At 74.7% G+C, this 21275-nt stretch carries 19 protein-coding genes; 7 read left to right on the forward strand and 12 right to left on the reverse strand.

Annotated elements, in window-relative coordinates; all coding sequences use genetic code 11:
• Positions 1-3: 3 nt before the first annotated feature.
• From GMA12_RS16480 to GMA12_RS16505, 6 genes are read right to left on the reverse strand one after another with little or no spacing between them, the layout of a single operon-like run.
• Complete coding sequence (locus GMA12_RS16480) at positions 4-1791, reverse strand: protein kinase domain-containing protein (protein ID WP_162459981.1); 1788 nt, start codon at positions 1789-1791, stop codon at positions 4-6.
• Complete coding sequence (locus GMA12_RS16485; RefSeq protein ID WP_162459982.1) at positions 1788-3233, reverse strand: peptidoglycan D,D-transpeptidase FtsI family protein; 1446 nt, start codon at positions 3231-3233, stop codon at positions 1788-1790. Before GMA12_RS16485 ends, GMA12_RS16480 begins: the two co-directional genes overlap by 4 nt.
• Entirely contained in the window at positions 3230-4939 is a 1710-nt protein-coding gene (locus GMA12_RS16490; protein WP_156270592.1) for an FtsW/RodA/SpoVE family cell cycle protein, read from the reverse strand. Before GMA12_RS16490 ends, GMA12_RS16485 begins: the two co-directional genes overlap by 4 nt.
• Positions 4936-6444 (reverse strand): PP2C family protein-serine/threonine phosphatase, encoded by a 1509-nt coding sequence (locus GMA12_RS16495; protein WP_156270593.1) that lies wholly within the window; start codon positions 6442-6444, stop codon positions 4936-4938. Before GMA12_RS16495 ends, GMA12_RS16490 begins: the two co-directional genes overlap by 4 nt.
• Positions 6445-6447: 3 nt before the next feature.
• Entirely contained in the window at positions 6448-6963 is a 516-nt protein-coding gene (locus tag GMA12_RS16500; protein ID WP_156270594.1) for an FHA domain-containing protein FhaB/FipA, read from the reverse strand.
• Positions 6964-7749, reverse strand: coding sequence for an FHA domain-containing protein (locus GMA12_RS16505; protein WP_156270595.1), 786 nt, complete (start codon positions 7747-7749; stop codon positions 6964-6966).
• 159 nt (positions 7750-7908) lie between these two features.
• Between GMA12_RS16505 and GMA12_RS16510 the strand changes: the two genes are divergently transcribed.
• The 3 genes from GMA12_RS16510 to rraA are packed head-to-tail and all read left to right on the forward strand — an operon-like array spanning position 7909 to position 10748.
• Complete coding sequence (locus tag GMA12_RS16510; protein ID WP_156270596.1) at positions 7909-8652, forward strand: PepSY domain-containing protein; 744 nt, start codon at positions 7909-7911, stop codon at positions 8650-8652.
• A gap of 4 nt (positions 8653-8656) precedes the next feature.
• On the forward strand, positions 8657-10228 hold the full coding sequence (locus tag GMA12_RS16515) for an MDR family MFS transporter (RefSeq protein WP_370831917.1): 1572 nt from the start codon (positions 8657-8659) through the stop codon (positions 10226-10228).
• Positions 10229-10268: 40 nt separating this feature from the next.
• Positions 10269-10748, forward strand: a complete 480-nt coding sequence (rraA, locus tag GMA12_RS16520; RefSeq protein ID WP_156270597.1) for a ribonuclease E activity regulator RraA — start codon at positions 10269-10271, stop codon at positions 10746-10748.
• A 5-nt stretch (positions 10749-10753) separates the two neighbouring features.
• Here rraA and GMA12_RS16525 read toward each other — a convergent pair whose 3' ends face one another.
• The 5 genes from GMA12_RS16525 to GMA12_RS16545 all read right to left on the reverse strand — a co-directional run bounded on the left by GMA12_RS16525 (position 10754) and on the right by GMA12_RS16545 (position 16042).
• Positions 10754-11323 carry a GNAT family N-acetyltransferase gene (locus GMA12_RS16525; protein ID WP_370831921.1) on the reverse strand — a complete coding sequence of 190 codons (570 nt, stop codon included), beginning with the start codon at positions 11321-11323 and terminating at the stop codon, positions 10754-10756.
• A 19-nt stretch (positions 11324-11342) separates the two neighbouring features.
• Positions 11343-12974 (reverse strand): amidohydrolase, encoded by a 1632-nt coding sequence (locus GMA12_RS16530; protein ID WP_156270598.1) that lies wholly within the window; start codon positions 12972-12974, stop codon positions 11343-11345.
• A gap of 135 nt (positions 12975-13109) precedes the next feature.
• Entirely contained in the window at positions 13110-15152 is a 2043-nt protein-coding gene (locus GMA12_RS16535) for an NADPH-dependent 2,4-dienoyl-CoA reductase (RefSeq protein ID WP_156270599.1), read from the reverse strand.
• Positions 15153-15230: 78 nt separating this feature from the next.
• On the reverse strand, positions 15231-15779 hold the full coding sequence (locus GMA12_RS16540) for a hypothetical protein (protein WP_156270600.1): 549 nt from the start codon (positions 15777-15779) through the stop codon (positions 15231-15233).
• Positions 15780-15826: 47 nt separating this feature from the next.
• Positions 15827-16042 carry a hypothetical protein gene (locus tag GMA12_RS16545; protein ID WP_156270601.1) on the reverse strand — a complete coding sequence of 72 codons (216 nt, stop codon included), beginning with the start codon at positions 16040-16042 and terminating at the stop codon, positions 15827-15829.
• Between the two features lie 209 nt (positions 16043-16251).
• Between GMA12_RS16545 and GMA12_RS16550 the strand changes: the two genes are divergently transcribed.
• The 4 genes from GMA12_RS16550 to GMA12_RS16565 all read left to right on the forward strand — a co-directional run bounded on the left by GMA12_RS16550 (position 16252) and on the right by GMA12_RS16565 (position 20332).
• Positions 16252-16815: a Dps family protein gene (locus GMA12_RS16550; RefSeq protein ID WP_156270602.1), complete on the forward strand. Its 564-nt coding sequence runs from the start codon at positions 16252-16254 to the stop codon at positions 16813-16815.
• 107 nt (positions 16816-16922) lie between these two features.
• Positions 16923-17690, forward strand: a complete 768-nt coding sequence (locus GMA12_RS16555) for an endonuclease/exonuclease/phosphatase family protein (protein ID WP_156270603.1) — start codon at positions 16923-16925, stop codon at positions 17688-17690.
• A 625-nt stretch (positions 17691-18315) separates the two neighbouring features.
• The gene (locus GMA12_RS16560; protein WP_162459983.1) at positions 18316-19041 is read left to right on the forward strand and encodes a DUF1028 domain-containing protein; all 726 of its coding nucleotides are present in this window, start codon (positions 18316-18318) and stop codon (positions 19039-19041) included.
• 52 nt (positions 19042-19093) lie between these two features.
• The gene (locus GMA12_RS16565; protein WP_156270604.1) at positions 19094-20332 is read left to right on the forward strand and encodes a CapA family protein; all 1239 of its coding nucleotides are present in this window, start codon (positions 19094-19096) and stop codon (positions 20330-20332) included.
• A gap of 3 nt (positions 20333-20335) precedes the next feature.
• Here the strand turns inward: GMA12_RS16565 and GMA12_RS16570 are convergent, their stop codons facing one another.
• The gene (locus GMA12_RS16570; RefSeq protein WP_156270605.1) at positions 20336-21223 is read right to left on the reverse strand and encodes an endonuclease/exonuclease/phosphatase family protein; all 888 of its coding nucleotides are present in this window, start codon (positions 21221-21223) and stop codon (positions 20336-20338) included.
• Positions 21224-21275: the final 52 nt, after the last annotated feature.

A 21275-nucleotide genomic window follows, 5' to 3' on the forward strand; every position in this document is an offset into this window, starting at 1 on the left:
GGCTCAGCCCTCCCGGCCGGGTCCGGTCGGCGTGGCGGTGGGAGTCGCGGAGGGAGTCGCGGAGGGCGCCGGGGTCGGCTCGGCGGCCGGGGCGCTGTCCGGCGCCACGGCCACCCACATCTCGATGGTGTCGCCGGGGCGCACGGTGGAGCCGCCCAGCGGCTGGGTGCGCAGCACCGTGCCCGGCTCGGCGTCCTCGGTGGGCTCGTCGTACCGGATGATGTTCACCCCGAGCAGCCGGATCTGGTCGATCAGGGGGTCCGCCTGCTGCCCGACCAGCCCGGAGGGCAGCTCCACGGTGTCGGGGCCGGTGGAGAAGGACACCGTGACGGTGGCCCCCCGCTGCACCTGGCCGACGGGGCTCACGGACAGGACCGCGTTCTCCTCCTGGTCCGAGGTCTGGCCCTGCCGCTCGACCCGGAAACCGAGGTCGGAGAGCTCCTGCACCACGTCGTCGACCGGGCGGCCCTCGTACCGGGCCGCGAGGACCTCCACGGTCCCCGCCGCGTCGGCGGGCGGGGCGGTCGTCCGCTCCGGCACGACCGTGGTGGAGACCGTGCCCGTGGGGGTCGGCTCCGGGGTCACGGGCGCGGGCTCCCGGAGGAGGAAGAACCACAGCAGCCCGGCGATCAGGCCCAGCGTCAGCAGCACCGGCAGCAACCAGGCCCACACCGAGCGCCGCTCGCGGCGGGGCGGCTCCGGCGGACCGGGATCCGCGCCGTCGCGTCCGCCGCCGCCCGACCCGCGGGCAGGCTCGACGACGTCCAGCTCGGCCGTGATGGGCCGCGCCGGACCGGCCGCGGCGGCCACCCCGGCGCCGGCCGCCGCGGCTCCCGCCGCCCGGGCGGCGCCGTCGCGCTCCAGCAGCCGGGTCGGCGCCTCGGCGACGGGCTCGAAGGCCTGGGTGGGCTCGTCGTCGGGCAGGTCGAGGAAGGGCCGCATGCCGGGCACGGCGGAGACCGCGGAGGCCTCGTCCCCGCGGCGGAGCGCGTCCACGGCGGTGGCGAGGGCCCCGGCCGTGGCCGGGCGGTCCTTGGGGTCCTTGGCGAGCATGGACATCACCAGCGCCTGCACCGGCTCCGGCACGTCCTCGGGCAGGGAGGGCGGCGGGTCGTTGACCTGGGCGAGGGCGATCGCGATCTGCGACTCCCCGGTGAACGGCCGGCGCCCGGCCAGGCACTCGTAGCCGATGATGCCCAGGGAGTAGATGTCCGAGGAGCCCGTGGCGGTCTGGCCCGTGGCCTGTTCCGGGGCGAGGTACTGGGCGGTGCCCATCACCTGGCCGGTGGCCGTGAGGGGCACCTGGTCCGCGAGGCGGGCGATCCCGAAGTCGGTGACCTTCACCCGGTTGTCCGGGGTGATGATCAGGTTGCCGGGCTTCACGTCGCGGTGCACCAGGCCCTGCGCGTGCGCGGCGGCGAGCGCCCGCGCCGTCTGCCCGATGTAGTTGAGCACCGTGTCCGGGTCCAGGGTCTTCCGCCGCTCGATGATGTTGGACAGCGGCTCGCCCGGGACGAGCTCCATGACGAGGAAGGCCGAGCCCTCCTCCTCGCCGTAGTCGAAGACGTTCGCGACACCGGGGTGGTTCAGCAGGGCGGTGTGCCGCGCCTCGGCGCGGAAGCGCTGCAGGAAGTTGGGGTCGCCGTTGTACTCCTCCTTGAGGATCTTCACGGCGACGATGCGGCCCAGGACCCGGTCCTTGGCCTTCCAGACCTCACCCATGCCGCCGATCGCGATCCGATCGGTCAGTGCGTAGCGCCCGCCCAGGACGGTGCTCGACGAAGGTCTCACTTGTTCAACACCGCCTCGAAGAGTTGCTTGGCGCTCGGACTGGTCAGAGAGGAGCCCGTCGCCACGTCCACGTCCTCGAAGACGACGGCGAGGGCCACCTGGGGGTCGTCGGCCGGTGCGAAGCCCGTGAACCAGGCGTCGTTCAGGCCTTCGTCCGAGCCGATCTCGGCGGTGCCCGTCTTCCCGGCGACCTCGACGCCGGGCACGGCCGCCCCGCGGGCGATGCCGTCGTCGACCACCTCGACCATGAGATCCGAGACGGTCTGGGCGACGTCCGCGCTCGTGGAGCGGCGCAGCTGCTCCGGGGCGAACTCGTCGATCACGGACAGGTCCGAGGAGCGGACCGTCTCCACGAGCTGGGGCTTCATCTGCACCCCGTCGTTCGCGATGGCAGCGCTCATCATCGCGACCTGCAGGGGCGTGGTGCGCACGTCGTACTGGCCGATGGCGGACAGCGCGAGCTGCGACTCGTTGAGCTCCTCCGGGAAGAGCGACGGCGTCACCTTCAGCGGCACGGACAGCGGCTCCCCGTAGCCGAAGTTCTGGGCGGTCTGCCGGATCGTCTCGTCCCCGAGGTCCAGGGCGATCGAGGCGAAGGGGGTGTTGCAGGACTGCTCGAGCGCGAACTCCAGGTCCGCCTCGGTGCGGGCGGTGCACCCCCCGCCCACGTAGTTGGGCAGGGTCACGTCGGTGCCGGGCAGGGGCAGCTCCTGCGGGTTGGGGATCGAGGACTCCGTGGTGTACTCGCCCGACTCCAGGGCCGCCACGGTGTCGATGATCTTGAACGTCGAGGCGGGGGCGTAGAGGTCGCCGGAGATCGCGCGGTTGACGAGCGGCTCGGCCGGGTCCGCGTTGAGCCGCTCGGCGGCGGCGATCACGGAGCCGGAGTCGTGGGAGGCGAGCTCGTTGGGGTCGTAGCCGGGGCTGGAGACCATGGCGAGGATCGCGCCGGTCTCCGGGTCCAGGGCGACGATCGAGCCCTGGCGCCCCTCCAGCAGCTGGGCCGCGGTCCGCTGCAGCTCCGGGTCGATGGTCAGCTCGACCGACGCGCCGGTGGGCTGGTCCCCGGAGAACATCGAGACCACGCGGTCGTAGAACTGCTCGTCGGACGCGCCGGAGAGCTCCTCGCCCAGGGCCGCCTCGAGGCCGGTGGCGCCGTAGACCAGCGAGAAGTAGCCCGTCAGGTGCCCGTACAGCAGCGGGTCCGTGTAGACGCGCTGGTACTCGAAGTCGTCGTCCGAGGGCGTGGAGGAGGCCTTCGCGTCGCCGTCCACGAGGATCGCCCCGCGGTCCGCGCCGAACTGGTCGTAGAGGCTGCGGTTGTTCCACGGGTGGGCCTCGAGGGTCCGCGCCGCGAAGAACTGCACGTAGGTCAGCGCCAGGAGCAGCACGGTGAAGATCGCCACGCCGGCCACCCAGGTGTGTCGGATCGCCCGGTTCACGATGCTCCTCCGTTCTCGGTGCGCCGGGGACCGCCGGGGGTGCGGCGGTCCTGGTCGTTGAGGCGGGACATGGCCTCGGTGGGGGTGCCGTCGTCGGCCGGCTCGTCCTCGGGGCCGCGGCGCCCGCCCGGGCCGGCGGCCGCGATCGGCTCGGTCGCCCCGGTGTCGACGGGCACCACGTGCTGGCGCGCCGTGTCCGGGCGTGCGGCCGGCCGCCCGGGGCCGGGCTCGTCCGCGTCCCGGCCCGCTCCGCGCCGGCGCTCGGCACGCTCCTGCTCGTCCCGCCGCGAGGCCTCCCGCAGGGCGGCCTCGTAGGCGGCGATCTCGGCGAGGTCGGCCTCGGTGGCCGGCCCGGTGACCACGGGCCGGCGGGCCGTGTGCGAGATGGCCAGGATGATCGCCGCGATGATCCAGTTGGACAGCAGCGAGGAACCCCCGGCGGACATGAACGGGGTGGTGAGGCCGGTCAGGGGAATGAGCCGGGTGACGCCGCCCACGACCACGAACAGCTGCAGGACGATGACCGCGGACAGCCCCGCGGCGAGCAGCTTGCCGAAGGCGTCCCGGGTGCCCAGGGCGGCGCGGAAGCCGCGGCTGACGAGGAGGAAGAAGAGCATCAGGATCGCGCCGAGCCCGATCAGGCCCAGCTCCTCGCCGAACGCGGTGATGATCATGTCCGAGTTGGCGTAGGAGACGAGGTCCGGCCGGCCCTGGCCCAGGCCCTGCCCGAACAGGCCGCCCGAGGAGAGCCCGAACAGGCCCTGGACGATCTGGGCGGACCCGCCGGGGGCCCGGTTGAAGACCTCCGGGTCGAAGGCGTTGAGCCAGGAGTCCAGGCGCGCCGCCACGTGGCCGAAGATCCGGCTCGCGAAGAAGCCGCCGACGGCCACGAGCAGCAGGCCGATCACGATCCAGCTCAGCCGGCTCGTGGCGAGGTAGATCATGGCCAGGAACAGGCCGAAGAACAGGATCGCGGAGCCGAGGTCGCGCTGGAACACCAGCACGCCGATGGCCACGAGCCAGGCGGCGAACATGGGGGCCATGTCCCGGAACCGCGGCAGGCGCAGGGGACCGAGCTTCTTGCCGGCCAGGAGGATGAGGTCGCGGTTGGTCGAGAGATACCCGGCGAAGAAGACGGCCAGGGTGATCTTCGCGACCTCGCCCGGCTGGAAGGTGCGCCCGCCCACGGAGATCCAGATCCGCGCGCCGTTGAGCTCCACACCGAGTCCCGGCAGCAGGGGCAGGAGCAGGAGCAGGCCGCTGAGCACCAGGGAGATGTAGGTGATCCGGCGCAGCACCCGGTGGTCCTTGAGGAACCAGAGCACCAGGCCGGCGGCGGTCATCGCCAGCGCGGTCCACAGCACCTGGGACTGCGCCGCGGACTGGTCCGTGGTGAGGTCGATACGGTGGATCATGGCGATGCCGAGGCCGTTGAGGGCCACCACGATGGGCAGCACGTAGGGGTCCGCGTACTTGGCCCGCAGACGGACCACCAGGTGCAGGACCAGCCCGCCGATGCCCAGGACGAGTCCGGAGACCAGGATGTGCGGATTCCCGGTGCCGAGCTGGTCCGGGTCCACGAGGATGTTGGCGCCCACGCCGATGGCCACGGCCACGACCAGCAGCAGCAGCTCGGTGAGCCGCCGCGGCTTCTGCCGGGGCTCGGCGAGCTCCTCGGGGGAGCGGGTTCCGGCGGTGGAGCTCATCGGTCACCTCCAGGGCTCGCGGCGGGCGACGCCGTGGGGGACGCGTCCGGGGCCGTGCCGGGCGAGGAGGTGGCGCGGCGGACGGTGCCGGTGGGGCGCGGCTCCGGGCCGGGGCCGGCGTCCGGGGCGGACTCGCGCAGCTCCTGCACGATCCGCTCGGCCTCCTCCAGGCTCCCGGCCGGGATGGCGTTGCGGACCCGCTCCTGGGTGTAGCCGGGCAGGTCCTCGACCCGCAGGTCGGTGGTCCGCTCCAGGTCGCTGAGGCTCACGGGGCCGAGCGACTGGGAGACGCCGTTGTAGATGGCCACGTTGCCCTGCTGCTCGCCCACGTAGTACTGGGAGTTGATCCAGGTGGTGGTCAGCCATCCGCCGGCCACCAGCAGGAGCCCGACCGTGGCCAGGGCGAGGACGGTGAGCGCGCGCCTGTCCCGGCGCCGGCGCGCGGACGGGGCAGCGGCCTCCGCCCGGTGCAGCGCAGACTCGACCTCCTGGGGATCGGCCAGGGTGTCCGGCGCGGAGGTCTGCAGCAGGGTCGCGCGACGCTGCAGGATGCTGTCGCTCACGGTGGGGATGCGCCCGGTCTGGGTGGCGTTGGCGGCGGCGCCCACCAGCAGGTGCGGACGGGCGGCGAGGTCGCGGCGCAGCACCGCGGCGGAGGACTCCTCGGCCTCCGGTCCGGCAGCCGCGTCCCCGGTGATCTCGTCGGAGGTGAGGGCGAAGCCGGGGTCCGGGACCGCCCCGCGCGCCTCGCCGGTCTGCGGCGCGACCGGGGCGTCCTCGTCGGTCGCGAAGACCTGCACCACGACCACGGTGACGTTGTCCGGCGCCCCGCGGTCCAGGGTCAGCTCCACGAGGGTGTCCACGATCTGGTTGAGGTCGTCCCCGGAGCGCAGCACGGACTCGATGGTCTCGGGCCGGACCACGGCGTTGAGCCCGTCCGAGCACAGCAGCCACCGCTCGCCGATCTCGGGGCGGACGGTCTCCACCTCGATCTCGGGGGAGGCGTCGACGTCCCCGAGCACGCGCATCAGGACGTTCTTGTGCGGGTGGGACTCCGCCTCCTCCGGGCGCAGCCGTCCCTCGTCGATGAGCCGCTGCACGAACGTGTGGTCCCGGGTGACCTGGCGGAACTCGTCCTCCCGCAGCCGGTAGGCCCGCGAGTCGCCGATGTGGGCGACGACGATCTCGTCCTCGTCGGCCAGCAGCGCCGTGACGGTGGTTCCCATCCCGCCCAGGCGGGGGTTGCCCAGGACCAGGCGGGCCAGGTTCTGGTTGGCGTTCTGGATCTCGTCCGCGAGCACGGTGGCGCCGTCGCCGTGGTGGTCGGGCCGGTCGAGGGAGGTGAGGTCCATGACCGCGGACGCGGAGGCGACGTCCCCGCCCACGTGCCCGCCCATGCCGTCGGCGACCACCGCGAGGTGCCGGCCCGCGTAGGCGGAGTCGTCGTTCTTCGAGCGGACCCTGCCCACGTCGGAGCGCGCGGCGTAGCGGAAGGCGATCGCCATGCGTCAGGACCTCAGTTCCAGGACGGTCTTGCCCACCCGGAACGGGGTCCCGGCGTCGAGGGGCACGGCCCGGGAGAGGCGCTGCTGGCCCACGAAGGTGCCGTTGGTGGAACCGAGGTCCTCGAGGAACCAGCGGGAGCCCTGGGGGAAGAGCCGGGCGTGGCGCCCCGAGGCGTAGTCGTCGCCGAGGGGGACGGTGGCCTCGGGGGAGCGGCCCAGGAGGACGGGGGCGTTGCCCAGGGTGTAGCTGCGGCCCTGCAGCGGGCCCTCCAGCACCGCGAGGGTCTGCGGGCGGGAGCGCTGCTGTCCCGTGGTGGGGCCGGCGGCGGGCGGTACGGCCGGTTCGGGGGCCGGCGCCGCGGCCGCGGCGCGCCGCTCGGCGCGGGACCGGCCCAGGACGGCCGGGAGCTTCCCGCCCACCGCCAGGTCACGGCCCTGGCTGGCCACGATGCTGAAGATGAAGATCCAGAGCAGGGCCAGGAACCCGAAGCGGAGGAGGGTGACGGTCAGCTCGGACATTCAGCGGTTCCCCTTCGGGGTCAGGAGGCGGAACGTGATCCGGGTCCGTCCCAGGGTGATCACGGAGCCGTTGACCAGCTCGGAGCGGCCGATCACCCGCTCCCCGTCCACGTAGGAACCGTTGGTCGAGCCGAGGTCCACCGCCAGGAAGTGCTCGCCCTGCCGGCGGATCTCGAGGTGCTTGCGGGACACCCCGGTGTCCTCCACGGTGATGTCCGCCTCGGCGGACCGGCCCAGCACGATCGAGTCCGCGTTGATGGAGAACCGTTCGCCCTCGACGTCGAGCACCGGGATCCAGCGCTGCGCGGGCGCGGTCTGCACGGGGGCGGCCTGCGTGGGCTCGTCCTCCGGGTCGCGGTGGCCGCGGGCGATCCGGTGCCCGCTCGGGGTGGCCGGCGTGTTCGGGGACTCCGCGGTGCGCTGCGCCGAGGAGTGCACCCGGAACTCGCCGGCCTCGACCTCGGGATTGTGGGTGAAGGAGACCTTCACCGCTCCCTGCAGCGTGTAGGCCTGGCTGCGCGCGTGCTTGATCACGACGTCGCACAGCTCCTCGGCCAGCGGCGTGCCCCAGTCCTGGGCGCGGGGGAAGTCCTCGTCGGAGAACTCCACGACGAACACGTTGGGGGCCATGGTCCGCCCGGCGGAGATCGTGAACGCCTCCTGGTCGAGCTCGCGGCGCAGGGCGCTGGCGATCTCCACCGCCTCCACCCGCTTGCGGGAGCCCGTGGTGAAGGCGGCGCGGACGGCCTTCTCGATGTTCTTCTCGAGGCTCTCGAGGAATCCCATGCCGCCTCCTTCCTGGCGTCGATCGCGGTGCGCATGCCCCCGGTCTCGGGTCAGGCGCTCTTCAGGATAGTAGACGTGGTGCCTGTGAGCCGCGTCGACGGCGGCAGGCGCGGCGGCGGACCCCTTGCCAGGACGCTGCGCCGGGGGAAGAATTCTGGTATGAAGCACACTGATCAAAAGGCCCTGTCCCTGACCGCGCTCGCGCTCTCGGCGCTCCTGCTGGCCGGATGCGGCGACGGCGGCGCCGGTGGTGGCGCCGGTGGTGGCGGGGAGGAGACCACGGGCGGAGCCGGGACCAGCGCCCCCGCGGAGCCCACGGGCACCGAGGACGCAACGGCCGGCGACGGGAGCGCCTCCGCGACCCCGTCGGGCACGGCGACCGGCGACGAGAGCGCCTCCGCGACCCCGTCGGGCACGGCGACCGGCGACGAGAGCGCGTCCCCGTCGGGCACCGCCACCTCGACCTCCTCGCCCGGGGCCGGGGCCGGGGGCGAGGCCGCCGCCGTGGTGGGCGCGGTCGTCGCCGCCGAGGAGGCCGTGACGGGAGGTCAGGTGTTCGAGGTCGACCGCAAGGACGGCGAGGAGGGCTGGGAGGTCAAGCTCGCCGTCGGCGACCGGGAGAAGGAGGTCGACGTCTCCTCGGACGGCTCCGAGGTCACCCCGCAGGAGGGCGACGACCAGCTGGACCAGGAGGACCGCGAGCGGATCGCGCAGGTCCAGGTGCCGCTGGAGGACGCCGTCCGGACGGCGCTGGACGAGGTGGACGGCACGCTCGACGGCGCCCAGCTCGACACGGAGGACGGCACCACCGTGTGGGAGGTCGACGTCGACGACCCCGACGGGACCTCGGCGGACGTGTACGTCAACGTGGACAACGGCTCCGTCGTCAAGGTCGATCGCTGACCCGGTGACAGGAGCTCCGGGACGCTCCGAGCAGCGGCAGCTGCGGCTCACGTTCCTCGGCCTGCTGATGGCCGTGCTGCTGGCCGCCCTCGACCAGACGATCGTGGCCACGGCCCTGCCCGCGATCGTCGGGGACCTCAACGGGCTGGACCGGATCTCGTGGGTGGTCACGGCGTACGTGCTGGCGGCCACGGTGGGCCTGCCGGTCTACGGGAAGCTGGGCGACCTCTACGGGCGCAAGCGGATCTTCCTCGTGGCCGTGGTGGTCTTCCTCCTGGGCTCGGTCCTGTCCGGCGCCGCCCAGGACATGACGCAGCTCGTCGTGTTCCGCGCCCTGCAAGGCCTCGGCGGCGGAGGTCTGCTGATCGGGGCGCAGGCGATCATCGCGGACCTCGTCCCGGCGCGCGAGCGCGGGAAGTACATGGGCGTGATCGGGGCGGCCTTCGGTCTCGCCTCGGTGAGCGGGCCGCTGCTGGGCGGGTTCCTCACCGACCTCGTGAGCTGGCGCTGGGTGTTCTACATCAACCTCCCGCTGGGCCTGGTCACGCTCGTGTTCATCCCGCGCTTCCTGCACCTGCCGCACGTCCCGCGCGGGCGGGTGCGGCTGGACGTGCTCGGGACCGCGGTGCTGGCCGCGGGCAGCGTCGCGTTCGTGCTGCTGACCACCTGGGCCGGCACCGTCCACCCCTGGGCGAGCCCGCCGATCCTGGGGCTGGCCGGGGCGGTGGCCGTGCTGACGGGGCTGTTCGTGCTGGTGGAGCGCCGCGCCGCGGAACCCATCATCCCGCTGCACCTGTTCCGGGTGCGCAACTTCGTGGTGCCCACGGCGGCGGCCGTCGGAATGGGCGTGATCATGTTCGCCACGATCACCTATCTGCCCACCTACCTGCAGATGGTGGAGGGCGCCTCGGCCACGGCGGCCGGGCTGATGATGATCCCCGTGACGGCCGGGATGCTCGTCGGCACCATCGGCACGGGGCGCCGGATCGCGCGCACCGGCCGCTACCGGCTGTGGCCGGTCCTGGGCTCGGCGGTGATGGCCGCGGGCCTCGGGCTGCTCTCCACGATCGACGAGAGCACCCCCTACGCCCTGACGGCCACCGGCATGGTCGTGATCGGCCTCGGGATCGGCTGCCTCATGCAGAACCTCGTGCTGATCGTGCAGAACGCGGTGCCCCCGGCGAACGTGGGGGCCGCGACCTCCGCCTCGAACTACTTCCGGCAGACCGGCGCCTCCTTCGGGATCGCGGTGTTCGGCTCGGTGTTCGTCGCCCGGCTCGACGGCGTCCTCGGGGACGTCCTCTCCCCGGCCGGGGCGGGGCTCGACGTCAACGCGCTGAGCCCGCAGGTGCTCGCGTCCCTGCCCGCCCCGGCGCAGGAGGCGGTGGCCCAGGCCTTCGCCCAGGCCCTGCCCCCGCTGTACCTGTGGGGGCTGCCGGTGGCCGCGGCGTGCCTGGTGCTGTCCCTGCTGATCGAGGAGCTCCCGCTGGGCACGGCCACCGGCCCCACCGCCGCGGGACGGGACGCGCGCTCCGCGGAGCGGGCCGGGGCTGAACCGCCGGGCGCCGCTGACTAGGCTGGCCCCGAGACCGCCACCGCATGCCGAGGAGCAGCAGATGACCGATCCGCGCCCGTTCACCACCGCCGACCTCTACGACGAGCGCGGGGAGCAGCTGATGTCCTGCCCGCGCCAGTTCCTCGACCTGGGCGGGGTGCGCGCCTTCACCGGCCCGGTGCGCACGGTGCGCTGCTTCCAGGACAACGGCCTCGTCAAGGCGGTGCTCAACTCCCCGGGGGACGGGGCGGTCCTGGTCGTGGACGGGCACGGCTCGATGGGCACCGCCCTGATGGGGGACATGATCGCGGAGTCCGCCGTGCGCAACGGCTGGGCCGGTGTCATCGTCAACGGTCCGGTCCGCGACCGGGTCGCCCTCGCCGGGCTGCCCCTGGGGGTCAAGGCCCTGGGCTCGAACCCGCGCAAGTCCGCCAAGGACGGTGTCGGGGAGCAGGACGTGCCGGTCGTCATCGAGGGCGTGACCTTCCGCCCCGGCCGCACCGTGTGGGCGGACGAGGACGGGATCCTGGTCGAGGGCTGAGCGGCCTACCGGCGCATGGGCACGTGCGGGATGCCGTCCTCGAGGAACGTCTCCCCGGCGCGCACGAAGCCGAACCGCCCGTACCAGCCCTCCAGGTGCGCCTGGGCGTCGAGGACGACCGGGGCCGCACCGCAGCGGGCCAGCGCCGAGCGCAGCAGGGCGGCCGAGAGGCCCCGCCCGCGCGCGTCCGCGGCGGTGACCACGCGGCCGATCCGGAGCAGCGCGGACCCGTCCGGGGTGTCCTCCACGAGCAGCCGCAGCGTCGAGAGCACCCGCCCGTCCCGCTCGATCCAGCCGTGCCGGCAGCCGGGCTCGAGGTCCCGGCCGTCGAGCTCGGGGTAGGGACAGGCCTGTTCCACGACGAACACGTCGGTGCGCAGCCGCAGGAGGCCGTACAGCTGGGCGGAGGACAGCTCGGCCGCCGTCGCCCAGCGCACGGGCGGGGGCACGCCCGGGCGCCCGGGCGCGGAGGCTGCCACGGGGCCGGTCAGGACATCGGCCGCGGGGTCGGCCCCCGGGCCCGCCACCGGGCCCGCCACTGGGTCTTTCACGGGGTCGTCCACGGAGTCGTTCACGGGGCAGCAGGCTACCGGCTCAGCCGGCCCGGTGGGTGGGCCGGCCGCCGCGCCACGTGGCCCGCACGCCGATGTGCTCCACCGACTCCCCGCGCCGGTGCACCTCCACCGGGTCCTCCTCGAGCACCACCAGGTCCGCCTGCTTGCCCACGGCGAGGGACCCGATCCGGTCGGACATGCCCAGGGCGGCCGCGGCCTCGGAGGTGTAGGCGGCCAGCGCCTGCATGACGTCCAGACGCTCGGCGGCGGGGCCGAAGCGGCGGCCGTCCCCGTCGAGACGGTCGGTCCAGGCCTGCACGGAGCGCAGCACGGCGCCGTCGGCGACCGGGCGGTCGGAGCTGCCCGCGATCCGCACGCCCGCGTCGAGGAAGCTGCGGCCCCGGTAGGTCCAGTCCGTGCGCCGCGGGCCCAGCAGCCGGCGGAACTGCGCGGCCATGGGGCGCAGGAAGCCGATCTGCGGGGTGACGCAGATCCCGGCGGCGGCGAGCCGCGGGAGCTGGTCCGGGCGGGTGATGCTCGCGTGCTCGATCCGGTTCGGGAAGCGACGGCGTCCGTGCGCGTCCTGACACCCGGTGATCACGTCGATCGCGAAGTCGATGGCCCGGTCCCCGATCGCGTGGGCGGCCACCGACCAGCCCGCCCGGTAGGCCTCCCGGATCGCCGCCGCCATCTGCTCGGGGTTCTCCTGGAAGTACCCCGTGGAGTGCCCGCTGCCGCAGAAGGCCTCGGTCACCGCGGCGGTCTCCCCGAGCAGCGAGCCGTCGACGAAGACCTTCACCGGCCCCAGCACGAGCTCGTCGTCGCCGAACCCGGTGCGCAGCCCGAGGTCCAGCCCGCGGGCGGAGCCGTCCCCGAGCCCACCGATCTCGTGCAGCACGTCCAGCACGGGCATCACCTGCGCGCGGGCGTGCAGGGCGCCCTCCTCGCGGGCCCGCTGGTAGGCCTGCAGCTCGGCCGGGTGGTGCCCGATCCAGCCGCCGCCGATCCCGGCCTCCGCGAACGTGGTGATGCCCTCGGCGGCGTAGCGGGCGGTGGCGCGATCGAGGGCCGCCACGATCCTGCCCAGCGGGTACGGGCGGAACAGCTCCTGGACCATCGCCTGGGCGGTCTCCTCGACCAGGCCGGTGGCCCGCCCGGCGTCGTCGCGCACCACCCGCCCGCCCACCGGGTCCGGGGTGCCGGGGCTGAGCACCCCGGCCCGGCGCAGCGCCTCCGAGTTCACCACCGCGGCGTGGCCGGACGTGTGCCGGACGAACAGCGGCGTGCTGCCGGTGATGCGGTCCAGGACGTCGATGTCGGGCAGCGCCCCGCCCACGGTGGCCGGGTAGAAGCCGGTGGCCATGAGCCACTCCTCGTCCCGCGGCTTGGCGGCCATGCCCCGCTCCAGGGCCCCGTAGAGCCGGTCCAGGGAGGTGCACCCGGACAGGTCCACCTCGGCGAGGCCCAGCCCGAACCACGCGGTGTGGCAGTGCGCGTCCACGAAGCCGGGCAGCACCGTGGCCCCGCCCAGGTCCACGGTCTCGGCCGCCGGGACGCCCGGGTCGTCGAGGACCACGATCCGCCCCCCGTGCACCCCCAGGCTCGACGCCCGCGGCCGGGCGGGGTCCATCGTGCGGACCGTGGCGTTGACGAGCAGGAGATCGAGCTGCATGGGGGTCCTTTCCGCGGGGCTGGTCCCATCGTGGCACCCGGGGCCCGGTCCCGCACGGCAGCGCGCAGCCCCGGTGCCGCCCCGGACTCTCCCCGGCATCGCGGCGGCACCGGCGCCCGCGGGACGGCGACCCGTTCAGCCGATGGCGGCCACGAGCTCCGTGGCCTGGCGGATCGCCCGCTTGGCGTCCAGCTCGGCCGCCACGTCCGCCCCGCCGATGAGGTGCACCGGCACGGCGCCGGCGTCGTGGCCGGCGGCCAGCAGCGCGTCGTGCAGCTGCCGCAGCGGCTCCTGGCCGGTGCACAGCACCACGGTGTCCACCGCGAGCACCTGCTCCACGGGCGCGGCGCCGTCGGGGCCGGGGACGGCGAGGTGCAGCCCGTCGTCGTCGATCCGCCGGTAGCTCACGCCGCTGAGGGCGCGCACGCCCCCGGCCTGGAGCGAGGCCCGGTGGATCCACCCGGTGGTGCGGCCCAGACCGGCCCCGGGCTTGCCGGGGGAGCGCTGCAGCAGCGTCACCTCGCGGGCCGGGCGCGGCGGTGCGGGTGGGACCAGGCCGCCGCGGGCGGTGAGCGTGGTGTCCACGCCCCACGCCCGGTAGAAGTCGGTCCCGGTGCCGGGGGAGTGCAGCAGGTACTCGGCGACGTCGAAGCCGATCCCGCCGGCGCCCAGGACGGCGACCCGCCGTCCGACGGGGGCGTCGTGCTGCAGGACGTCCCGGTAGCCCACGACCGAGGGGTGGTCCACGCCCTCGATCTCGGGCACGCGCGGCACCACGCCGGTGGCGAGCACCACGCGGTCGAAGCCGCCCAGGTGCGCGGGCGTGGCGGGCGCCCCCAGCCGCACGTCCACCCCGAGCTCCGCCAGCCGCACGCCGTAGTAGCGCAGGGTCTCGGCGTACTCCTCCTTGCCGGGGATGCGCAGGGCCATGCAGAACTGCCCGCCGATGTGCTCCTCGGCCTCGAACAGCGTCACGGCGTGGCCGGCCTCCGCGGCGCCGACCGCGAAGGCGAGCCCGGCCGGGCCCGCCCCCACCACGCCGATCCGCTCGGCCCGGCGGGTGGGCCCCAGGCGCAGCAGCGTCTCGTGACCCGCCCGCGGATTGACCAGGCAGGAGGCGGTGCGCCCGGCGAAGGTGTGGTCCAGGCAGGCCTGGTTGCAGGCGATGCAGGTGTTGATGGCGTCGGCGCGGCCCCGCGCGGCCTTGGCCACGAACTCCGGGTCCGCCAGCAGCGGCCGGGCGAGGGAGACCATGTCGGCGTCGCCGTCGGCCAGGATCCGCTCCGCCGTCTCCGGGGTGTTGATGCGGTTCACCGCGACCAGCGGGATCCCGACCTCGCCCTTCAGCCGGCGGGTCACCCAGGAGAAGCCGCCGCGGGGGACGACCGTGGCGATGGTGGGGATCCGGGCCTCGTGCCAGCCGATGCCCGTGTTGAGCAGCGTGGCCCCGGCGGCCTCGACGGCCCGCGCCAGCTCCACGACCTCCTCGACCGTGGAGCCGCCCGGGACCAGGTCCAGCATCGACAGCCGGTAGATCAGGAGGAACTCCGGGCCCGTGCGCTCGCGGACGCGGCGGACGATCTCGACGGGCAGGCGCATCCGGTTCGCCCAGCACCCGCCCCACTCGTCGGTGCGGTGGTTGGTCTCGGCGGCGACGAACTCGTTGATCAGGTAGCCCTCGGAGCCCATGATCTCCACGCCGTCGTAGCCGGCGTCCCGGGCCCGGGACGCGGTGCGGGCGAAGTCCTCGATGGTCCGATCGATCTCCTCGCCGGTGAGCTCGTGCGGGACCACCGGGCTGATGGGGGCGCGCAGGGGACTGGGGGCCACCGCGGCCGGGGCCTTGGCGTAGCGGCCGGAGTGCAGGATCTGCAGCGCGATCCGCCCGCCCTGGGCGTGCACGGCCTCGGTCACCAGGCGGTGCCGCGCCACCTCCTCGGCGGTGCGCAGGAGGGCGCCGCCGGCGCGGGTGGCGCCCTCGGGGTTGGGGCCGACGCCGCCCGTGACGACGAGTCCGACGCCGCCCCGCACCCGCTCCGCGTAGAACGCCGCGAGACGCTCGAACCCGCCCGGCTGCTCCTCGAGGCCGGTGTGCATCGAGCCCATCAGCACCCGGTTCGGCAGGGTCGTGCCGCCCAGCTGCAGGGGCGACAGCAGGTGCGGATAGGGCAGAGTCATCCGATACTCCTCGTCTCAGGTACCTGGGTCACCGTAGGCGAGAAGTGATGCACGCCACAAGTCGTCGCGAGGCGGATCTCAGAGCTCGTGCAGCCGCTCCTTCCAGAACGCCCGCCGGTGCTCGACGTCCTCGGGGGAGGCCAGCCCGGAGTGGCTCACGCCGACCGTGCACCGCCCGGCGTCCTTGGCCCTGATGTGCACCGCGACCCGGGAGCCGTCGACCAGGCGCATCCGCCAGTACCGCCACGTCTCGGTGGCGCTGGTGCCGGGCCGGCCCTCGGGGGCCACGCCGGCGACCTCGGGGGCTGCGCCCATGAGGGCGTCCCAGCGGGCCAGCACCTCGTCCGGCGTGCCGGGCACGGTCCGGCCGGCGCTGACGGCCCAGCTCCCGTCCCCGGCCTGGCCGGGGCGCCGGGCGCCGGTGTGCTGCTCGTAGGCCACCGTGATCTGCTGGGCCCACCAGCCGGGGTTCTCGACGACGCCGTCGAGCTGCTCCGCCAGGTACTGGGCGATCCGCCCGTGGCTCATCCGGCGGGCGCCGTGGGCGTCGAGCCGGGCCGTCCAGGTCTCCCACGGGGTGCCCGTGGCCTCGGTGATGCCGCGCGTGCTGGTGCCCCGGGTGCTCATGGGCTCCAGGGTAGCGGCGGCCGCGCGCGGAGCGCCTCCGGTGCGGCTCAGTCCCCGGCCGTGGGCCCGGGGCCGTCCGCGCCGGGGCCGAAGTCCGGGTCGGCGGGGTCGTCGGCGTCGCCCGCGCTCGGGACGCGCTGGCCGGCGTTGGTCTGGCCCAGCGGCTCCTGGGCGGTCTCGAGGTCGCGCGCCGGGGTGTCGGGCACGCCGACGTCGTCGGCCAGGTGCGGGTCGTCGGGGAGCTGGTTGCCGGGGGTCGTCATGGCCCCATCCCATCAGCGGCTCCGGTGCCCTGGCAAGGGCCCCGGAGCCGGGAGGCCGGCGGGGGATATCGCGCTCAGCGAATGAACAGGGTGCTGACAGTCCCCGGGGGTCGTGGAATAGTGGGTCGGGAAGGCCCGCTCCGGCGGGACGCCCACCGTTGTCGATCGAGGCCGCCGCCCGGCGGCGGCCGGAACCAGGAGACGATCCCATGGCCACCACGAACCAGAGCACCGCCCCCTACACCGTGCCCGGCCTGTCCACGGAGAACGGTCACGAGGTCGCCCACACCCTGCAGCAGCGCCTGCACGCGCTCAACGACCTCCAGCTGACCCTCAAGCACGCCCACTGGAACGTGGTCGGGCCCAACTTCATCTCCGTCCACGAGATGCTGGACCCGCAGATCGAGCTCGTGCGCGGCTTCGTCGACGAGCTGGCCGAGCGGATGGCGACGATGGGCGTGGGCCCCAGCGGCCTGCCCGGGGACCTCGTGCAGGCCCGCACGTGGGACGACTACTCGGTCCACCGCGCCACCGCCGTGGAGCACCTCGCGGCCCTGGACCTCGTCTACAACGGCATCATCGAGGACCACCGGGACGCCATCCAGAAGGTGGGGGAGCTCGATCCCATCACCGAGGACATGCTCATCGGCCAGGTCAAGGAGCTCGAGCTCTTCCAGTGGTTCATGCGCGCCCACCTGGAGAACAGCGGCGGCGTCCTGCAGCACGGCGGTGCCCGCACGGAGCAGGACGCGGCCGAGTCCGCCGCGCAGTAGCCCGCGCCGTCGTCCGCCCAGCGGAACCTGCCGCCACCGTGGCAGCCACCGGTCGCCCCGGCCCCGCCGACCCCCGCGGTCCGCGGGGCCGGGGCGCGTTCACGGTCATGACCTTCAACGTCCGCCGCCCCCTGCCGCGGTACCGCCGCGGTGCCCCGGACGCGTGGTTCACCCGGGCACCGGCGGTGCAGGCGGTGCTGCGCGCCCACCGGCCGCACCTGGCCGCCCTCCAGGAGGTCCACCCGGAGCAGCTGCACCCGCTGCGCGAGGCGCTGGGCCCGGGACACGTCCTCCTCGGCACGGGCCGGGACGCCGGCGGGCGCGGCGAGCGCTGCCTGCTGGCCGTGGACACCACCCGCTTCACGGTGGAGCGGTGGCGGCAGTGGTGGCTGTCCCGCACCCCGGAGGTCCCCGGTTCCCGGGGGGCCGGGGACGTCTTTCCGCGCACCGCGGTCCTCGCGGACCTCACGGACCGGCGCACCGGGGTGGCCTGGCGGGCGGTCGCCACCCACCTGGACCCGTGGCCGGAGCGTGCCCGGCTGCGGCAGCTGGCCGCCCTGCAGGGCCTGCTCCTCGGGTGGGACGGGCCGCTGCTGCTCCTCGGCGACTGGAACGCGGCCGCCGGACGGTCCCGGACGTGGGACGCCGCCGTGGCCGGCGGGCTGCGCGACACCCTCCCCCCGAACGCCCCCGGCACCTTCCACCGCTACCGCCGGCCGGGGGCGAGGACGCCGCGGCTGGACTGGATCCTGCACGGTGGCCCCGTCCGCGTCCTGGGCTCCCGGGTCCTGGCCGAGCGCCCCGGCGGGGTGTGGGCCTCGGACCACTTCCCGGTGCTGGCGGAGCTGGAGCACGACGGCGGGACTGCGGGCTGAACTCCGGATCAGGTCCGGGGGTGCCGGCGTCGAAGACGTCCTGCACGTCCCCATCCTCCCTCTGCCGCACCGGGTGCATCACCAGCACGTGGTCGCTCATGTGCTGCAGCACGGCGAGGTCGTGGGCGATGAACAGGGAGGTGAGCCCGAGCTCGGCCTGCAGCCGGTTGAGCAGGTTCATGGTCTGGGCCCGTATCGACACGTCCAGCGAGGTGGTGACCTCCTCGAGAACCATCAGGTCCCGCTCGTCCGCCAGGGCCCGGGCGGCGGACACGCGCCGGCGCTCCCCGCCGGAGAGCTCGTGGGGCCCCGGTCCAGGAACCGGCAGGACGGCCCCACGAGCTCGAACAGCTCCGCCACCCGGCGGCGGCCAGACCGACGATCCGTGCTCCGCGTGCCATGGGCCGCCTCCCGGTGGTAGGAATGAGCCGTCCGCCCCGTGGGCTCCGGCAGGCCGGGTCCGGCCGCCCTGCCGGTGCACACCTGGTCGTCGGTGTCCTCCCACCCTGTGCAGGCGGGACGGCCCCCGACCACATCCGCCGTCCCGGGAGCACCTGGTCCGCCCGGCCGGCGGGACAACGACCCGGAACGACGAAACGGCCGTCCCGACGGCCAGGAGGTGCTCGTGACCTACACCGTGATCGCCAGGAGCGCGGACTCCCGTCTCCTCGGCGCCGCCACGGCGAGCTGCTCGCTCGCCGTGGGCAACGCCGTGCCCGCCCTCGTGCCCACCGCCGGGGTGGTCGCCTCCCAGGCGTGGACCAACCGGCGGCTGCGCTACGAGATGCTGCGCACCCTGCACCGCGGCGGCACGGCCGAGGAGGCGATCGCGGGCCTCGCCGACGCCGACCCGGACCTGGCGCTGCGCCAGGTCGCGGCGCTGCCCGTCGAGGGCCCCGGCGCGCACCTGACCGGGAGCCTGTGCACGCCCTGGGCCGGCGGGGTGGCCGGCACCGACTTCGTGGTCGTCGGCAACTTCCTGGCCGGCCCGGAGGTCGTCGAGGCCATGCGCGCCTCGGTGGACGGGGCCCTCGCCGTGCCCGCACTGAGCAGCATGGACCTGGCCCACGCGCTCGTGGCCTGCCTGCGCGCGGGCCAGGACGCCGGCGGGGACAGCCGCGGCCAGCAGAGCGCCGCCGTGGTCGTGGCCGACACCCTCGCGGGGTTCCAGTACCCGGTGCTGCTCGACGTCGACCTCCGGGCGGACAACTCGGCCACCCCCCTGGAGGACCTGGTGGAGATGCTGGCGCTCAAGGACCGGGCCCACGCGGCGCCCGCCGAGCTGGTGCCCAGCACCGAGGTGCCGCACCGCCCCGAGGACGAGAAGCTCTGGTCCACGGTGCTGTCCTGACCGGCGGGGCCACCGGCGGGTGCCCCGGCCGCCGGTGGCCTACCCTCGGTCCATGACCCCTCGACTCCTCCACCGGCCGGGGCGCCGCGCTGCCGCCGCGGCGCTGCTCGCCGCGCTGCTCGGCGCCGGACCCGGCCTCGCCGGCTGCTCCGCCCCCGAGGACCCGGGTGCCGACCCGGGCGCCGCCTCGGGCGCCGGACCGGGCGGCCCGGCGGGGGACGACCCGGGCGGGTCCTCCGCCGCGAACCCCTCCGCCGCGGACCCCTCCGGGGCCGCGGCGCCGGACCAGGTGGAGATCGTGGTCACCGGGGACGTCCTGCTGCACCCGGGGCTGTGGGAGCAGGCGGAGGCCGACGGCGGCGGGGAGCTCGACTTCGGTCCGCTCGTGGAGGGCCTGCGCCCGTTCACCCAGGACGCCGACCTGGCGATCTGCGACATGGAGACCCCGCTGGCCGCGGCCGGGGGGCCGTACTCCGGCTACCCCGCGTTCGAGGTGCCGCCGCAGATCGTGGCCGCCCTCGCCGGGATCGGCTACGACGCGTGCACCACCGCCACGAACCACGCCCTGGACGCCGGGGAGGAGGGGCTGGAGCGGACCCTCGGCGTCCTGGACGGGGCGGGGATCGCCTCGACCGGCTCGTACCGGACGGAGGCGGAGGCCGCCGAGCCCCTGGTCCTGGACGCCGGCGGGGTGCGCGTCGGGCTGGTGGCGGGCACCTACGGTCTCAACGGCAACGTCCCGGACGCCCCGTGGCGGGTGGACCTGCTGGACGTGCCGGAAATGGTCGAGAAGGCCCGCCGGGCCCGGGCGGCGGGCGCCGAGATCGTGCTGGCGGCCGTGCACGCCGGGCAGGAGTACTCCTCCGCCCCCGACCCTCAGCAGCTCGAGGTCACGCACGCGCTGGCCGACAGCGGCGAGTTCGACTTCGTCTACGGCCACCACACGCACTCGGCGCTGCCCCTCGAGCGGCACGGGGACACCTGGATCGCCCACGGCCTGGGCAACAGCCTCTCCGAGCACGCCACGCGCGTGCCGGTCAACAACGAGGGCCTGACGGTCCGCATGAGCTTCACCCGCGAGGACGGGCGGTGGGTGGCCGGGGACCCGGTGTGGACCCCGCACATCCTCACCCTCGACCCGGTCCGGTGGTGCGCCCTGCCCGCCGAGCAGGTGTGCCGCTCCCCGGAGGAGGACGCCGCGTCCCTGGCCCGCACGGCGGCCACCGTGGAGTCCATGGGCGCGGCGGCCGACGGCGCCCGCCCGTGGCGGGCCCTCACCGCCGGGCCGTAGCGCTCAGTCCGGCCCGACGGAGACGAGCACCTGCACCGGGGCGTGGTCGCTGGGGTGGCCCCCGGCGAAGCGGGCGGGATTGATCGCGCTGCGCTGCACCCGGATGCCGGGGGTGGCCAGCACCCAGTCGATGCGCTCGTCGTCGCACACGGCCTCCCCGTAGTCCGGGAACGTGCCCCACGCCGGGGTGAGCCGCTGCTCGGCGGTGGTCCAGGTGTCGTCCAGCACCCCCGAGCCCACGAGCGTGGCGTACGGCCCGGAGCCGTCGGCGTCGGCGTTGAAGTCCCCGGTGACCAGGATGGGGGTGCGCGCGGGGAAGCTGTGCACGAGCTCCACCACGGCGTCAGCGCTGCGCTCGCGGGCGGTCTCCGAATCGTGGTCGAAGTGGGTGTTGACGAGCACGAGCTCGGAGCCGGTGCCGCGGTCCAGGAACCGGCCCCAGGTCACGATGCGGGGGACGTCGTTGCCCCAGCTGGTGGAGCCGATGAGCTCCGGGGTGTCGGAGAGCCAGAACTGGTCCCACTCGAGGGCCTCCAGGCGGCGGGCGTCGTAGAAGATCGCGGAGTACTCGCCCTTGCTCCCGCCGGCGCGGCCGTAGCCGAGCATCCCGTAGCCGGCGGGCAGGGCCTGCGCCACCGCCGGCAGCTGGTGGTACAGGGCCTCCTGCACGCCGAGCAGGGTCGGCTGCTCCAGCCGCAGCAGCCGCGCCAGCCGGGGGGCGCGCTCGGGCCAGTGGTCGGGGTCCCCGGGCCGTGTCCGCTCGTGGTGGAAGCGGATGTTGTAGCTCATCACGTGCAGCGCCCGGCCCGTGGCCGGGCCGATGAGCGGCACGTCGGGGTCCAGCGCCCCGGGGGTCGTGCGGCGGTCGAGGAGGACGGGCTCTGCGGACATCACTGCTCCAGGGTGGGGGCGGTCGGGGGCGTCGTCGATCCAGAATGGGCTG

It is taken from the genome of Kocuria sediminis, from assembly GCF_009735315.1.
In the GTDB taxonomy this organism is placed as follows: Bacteria; Actinomycetota; Actinomycetes; order Actinomycetales; family Micrococcaceae; genus Kocuria; species Kocuria turfanensis.

Coding starts and splice junctions, on each gene's coding strand:
- GMA12_RS16490 (WP_156270592.1), bottom strand. CDS start 4,939: ATGAGCTCCACCGCCGGAACCCGCTCCCCCGAGGAGCTCGCCGAGCCC.
- GMA12_RS16495 (WP_156270593.1), bottom strand. CDS start 6,444: ATGGCGATCGCCTTCCGCTACGCCGCGCGCTCCGACGTGGGCAGGGTC.
- GMA12_RS16500 (WP_156270594.1), bottom strand. CDS start 6,963: ATGTCCGAGCTGACCGTCACCCTCCTCCGCTTCGGGTTCCTGGCCCTG.
- GMA12_RS16505 (WP_156270595.1), bottom strand. CDS start 7,749: ATGGGATTCCTCGAGAGCCTCGAGAAGAACATCGAGAAGGCCGTCCGC.
- GMA12_RS16510 (WP_156270596.1), top strand. CDS start 7,909: ATGAAGCACACTGATCAAAAGGCCCTGTCCCTGACCGCGCTCGCGCTC.
- rraA (WP_156270597.1), top strand. CDS start 10,269: ATGACCGATCCGCGCCCGTTCACCACCGCCGACCTCTACGACGAGCGC.
- GMA12_RS16530 (WP_156270598.1), bottom strand. CDS start 12,974: ATGCAGCTCGATCTCCTGCTCGTCAACGCCACGGTCCGCACGATGGAC.
- GMA12_RS16535 (WP_156270599.1), bottom strand. CDS start 15,152: ATGACTCTGCCCTATCCGCACCTGCTGTCGCCCCTGCAGCTGGGCGGC.
- GMA12_RS16540 (WP_156270600.1), bottom strand. CDS start 15,779: ATGAGCACCCGGGGCACCAGCACGCGCGGCATCACCGAGGCCACGGGC.
- GMA12_RS16545 (WP_156270601.1), bottom strand. CDS start 16,042: ATGACGACCCCCGGCAACCAGCTCCCCGACGACCCGCACCTGGCCGAC.
- GMA12_RS16550 (WP_156270602.1), top strand. CDS start 16,252: ATGGCCACCACGAACCAGAGCACCGCCCCCTACACCGTGCCCGGCCTG.
- GMA12_RS16555 (WP_156270603.1), top strand. CDS start 16,923: ATGACCTTCAACGTCCGCCGCCCCCTGCCGCGGTACCGCCGCGGTGCC.
- GMA12_RS16565 (WP_156270604.1), top strand. CDS start 19,094: ATGACCCCTCGACTCCTCCACCGGCCGGGGCGCCGCGCTGCCGCCGCG.
- GMA12_RS16570 (WP_156270605.1), bottom strand. CDS start 21,223: ATGTCCGCAGAGCCCGTCCTCCTCGACCGCCGCACGACCCCCGGGGCG.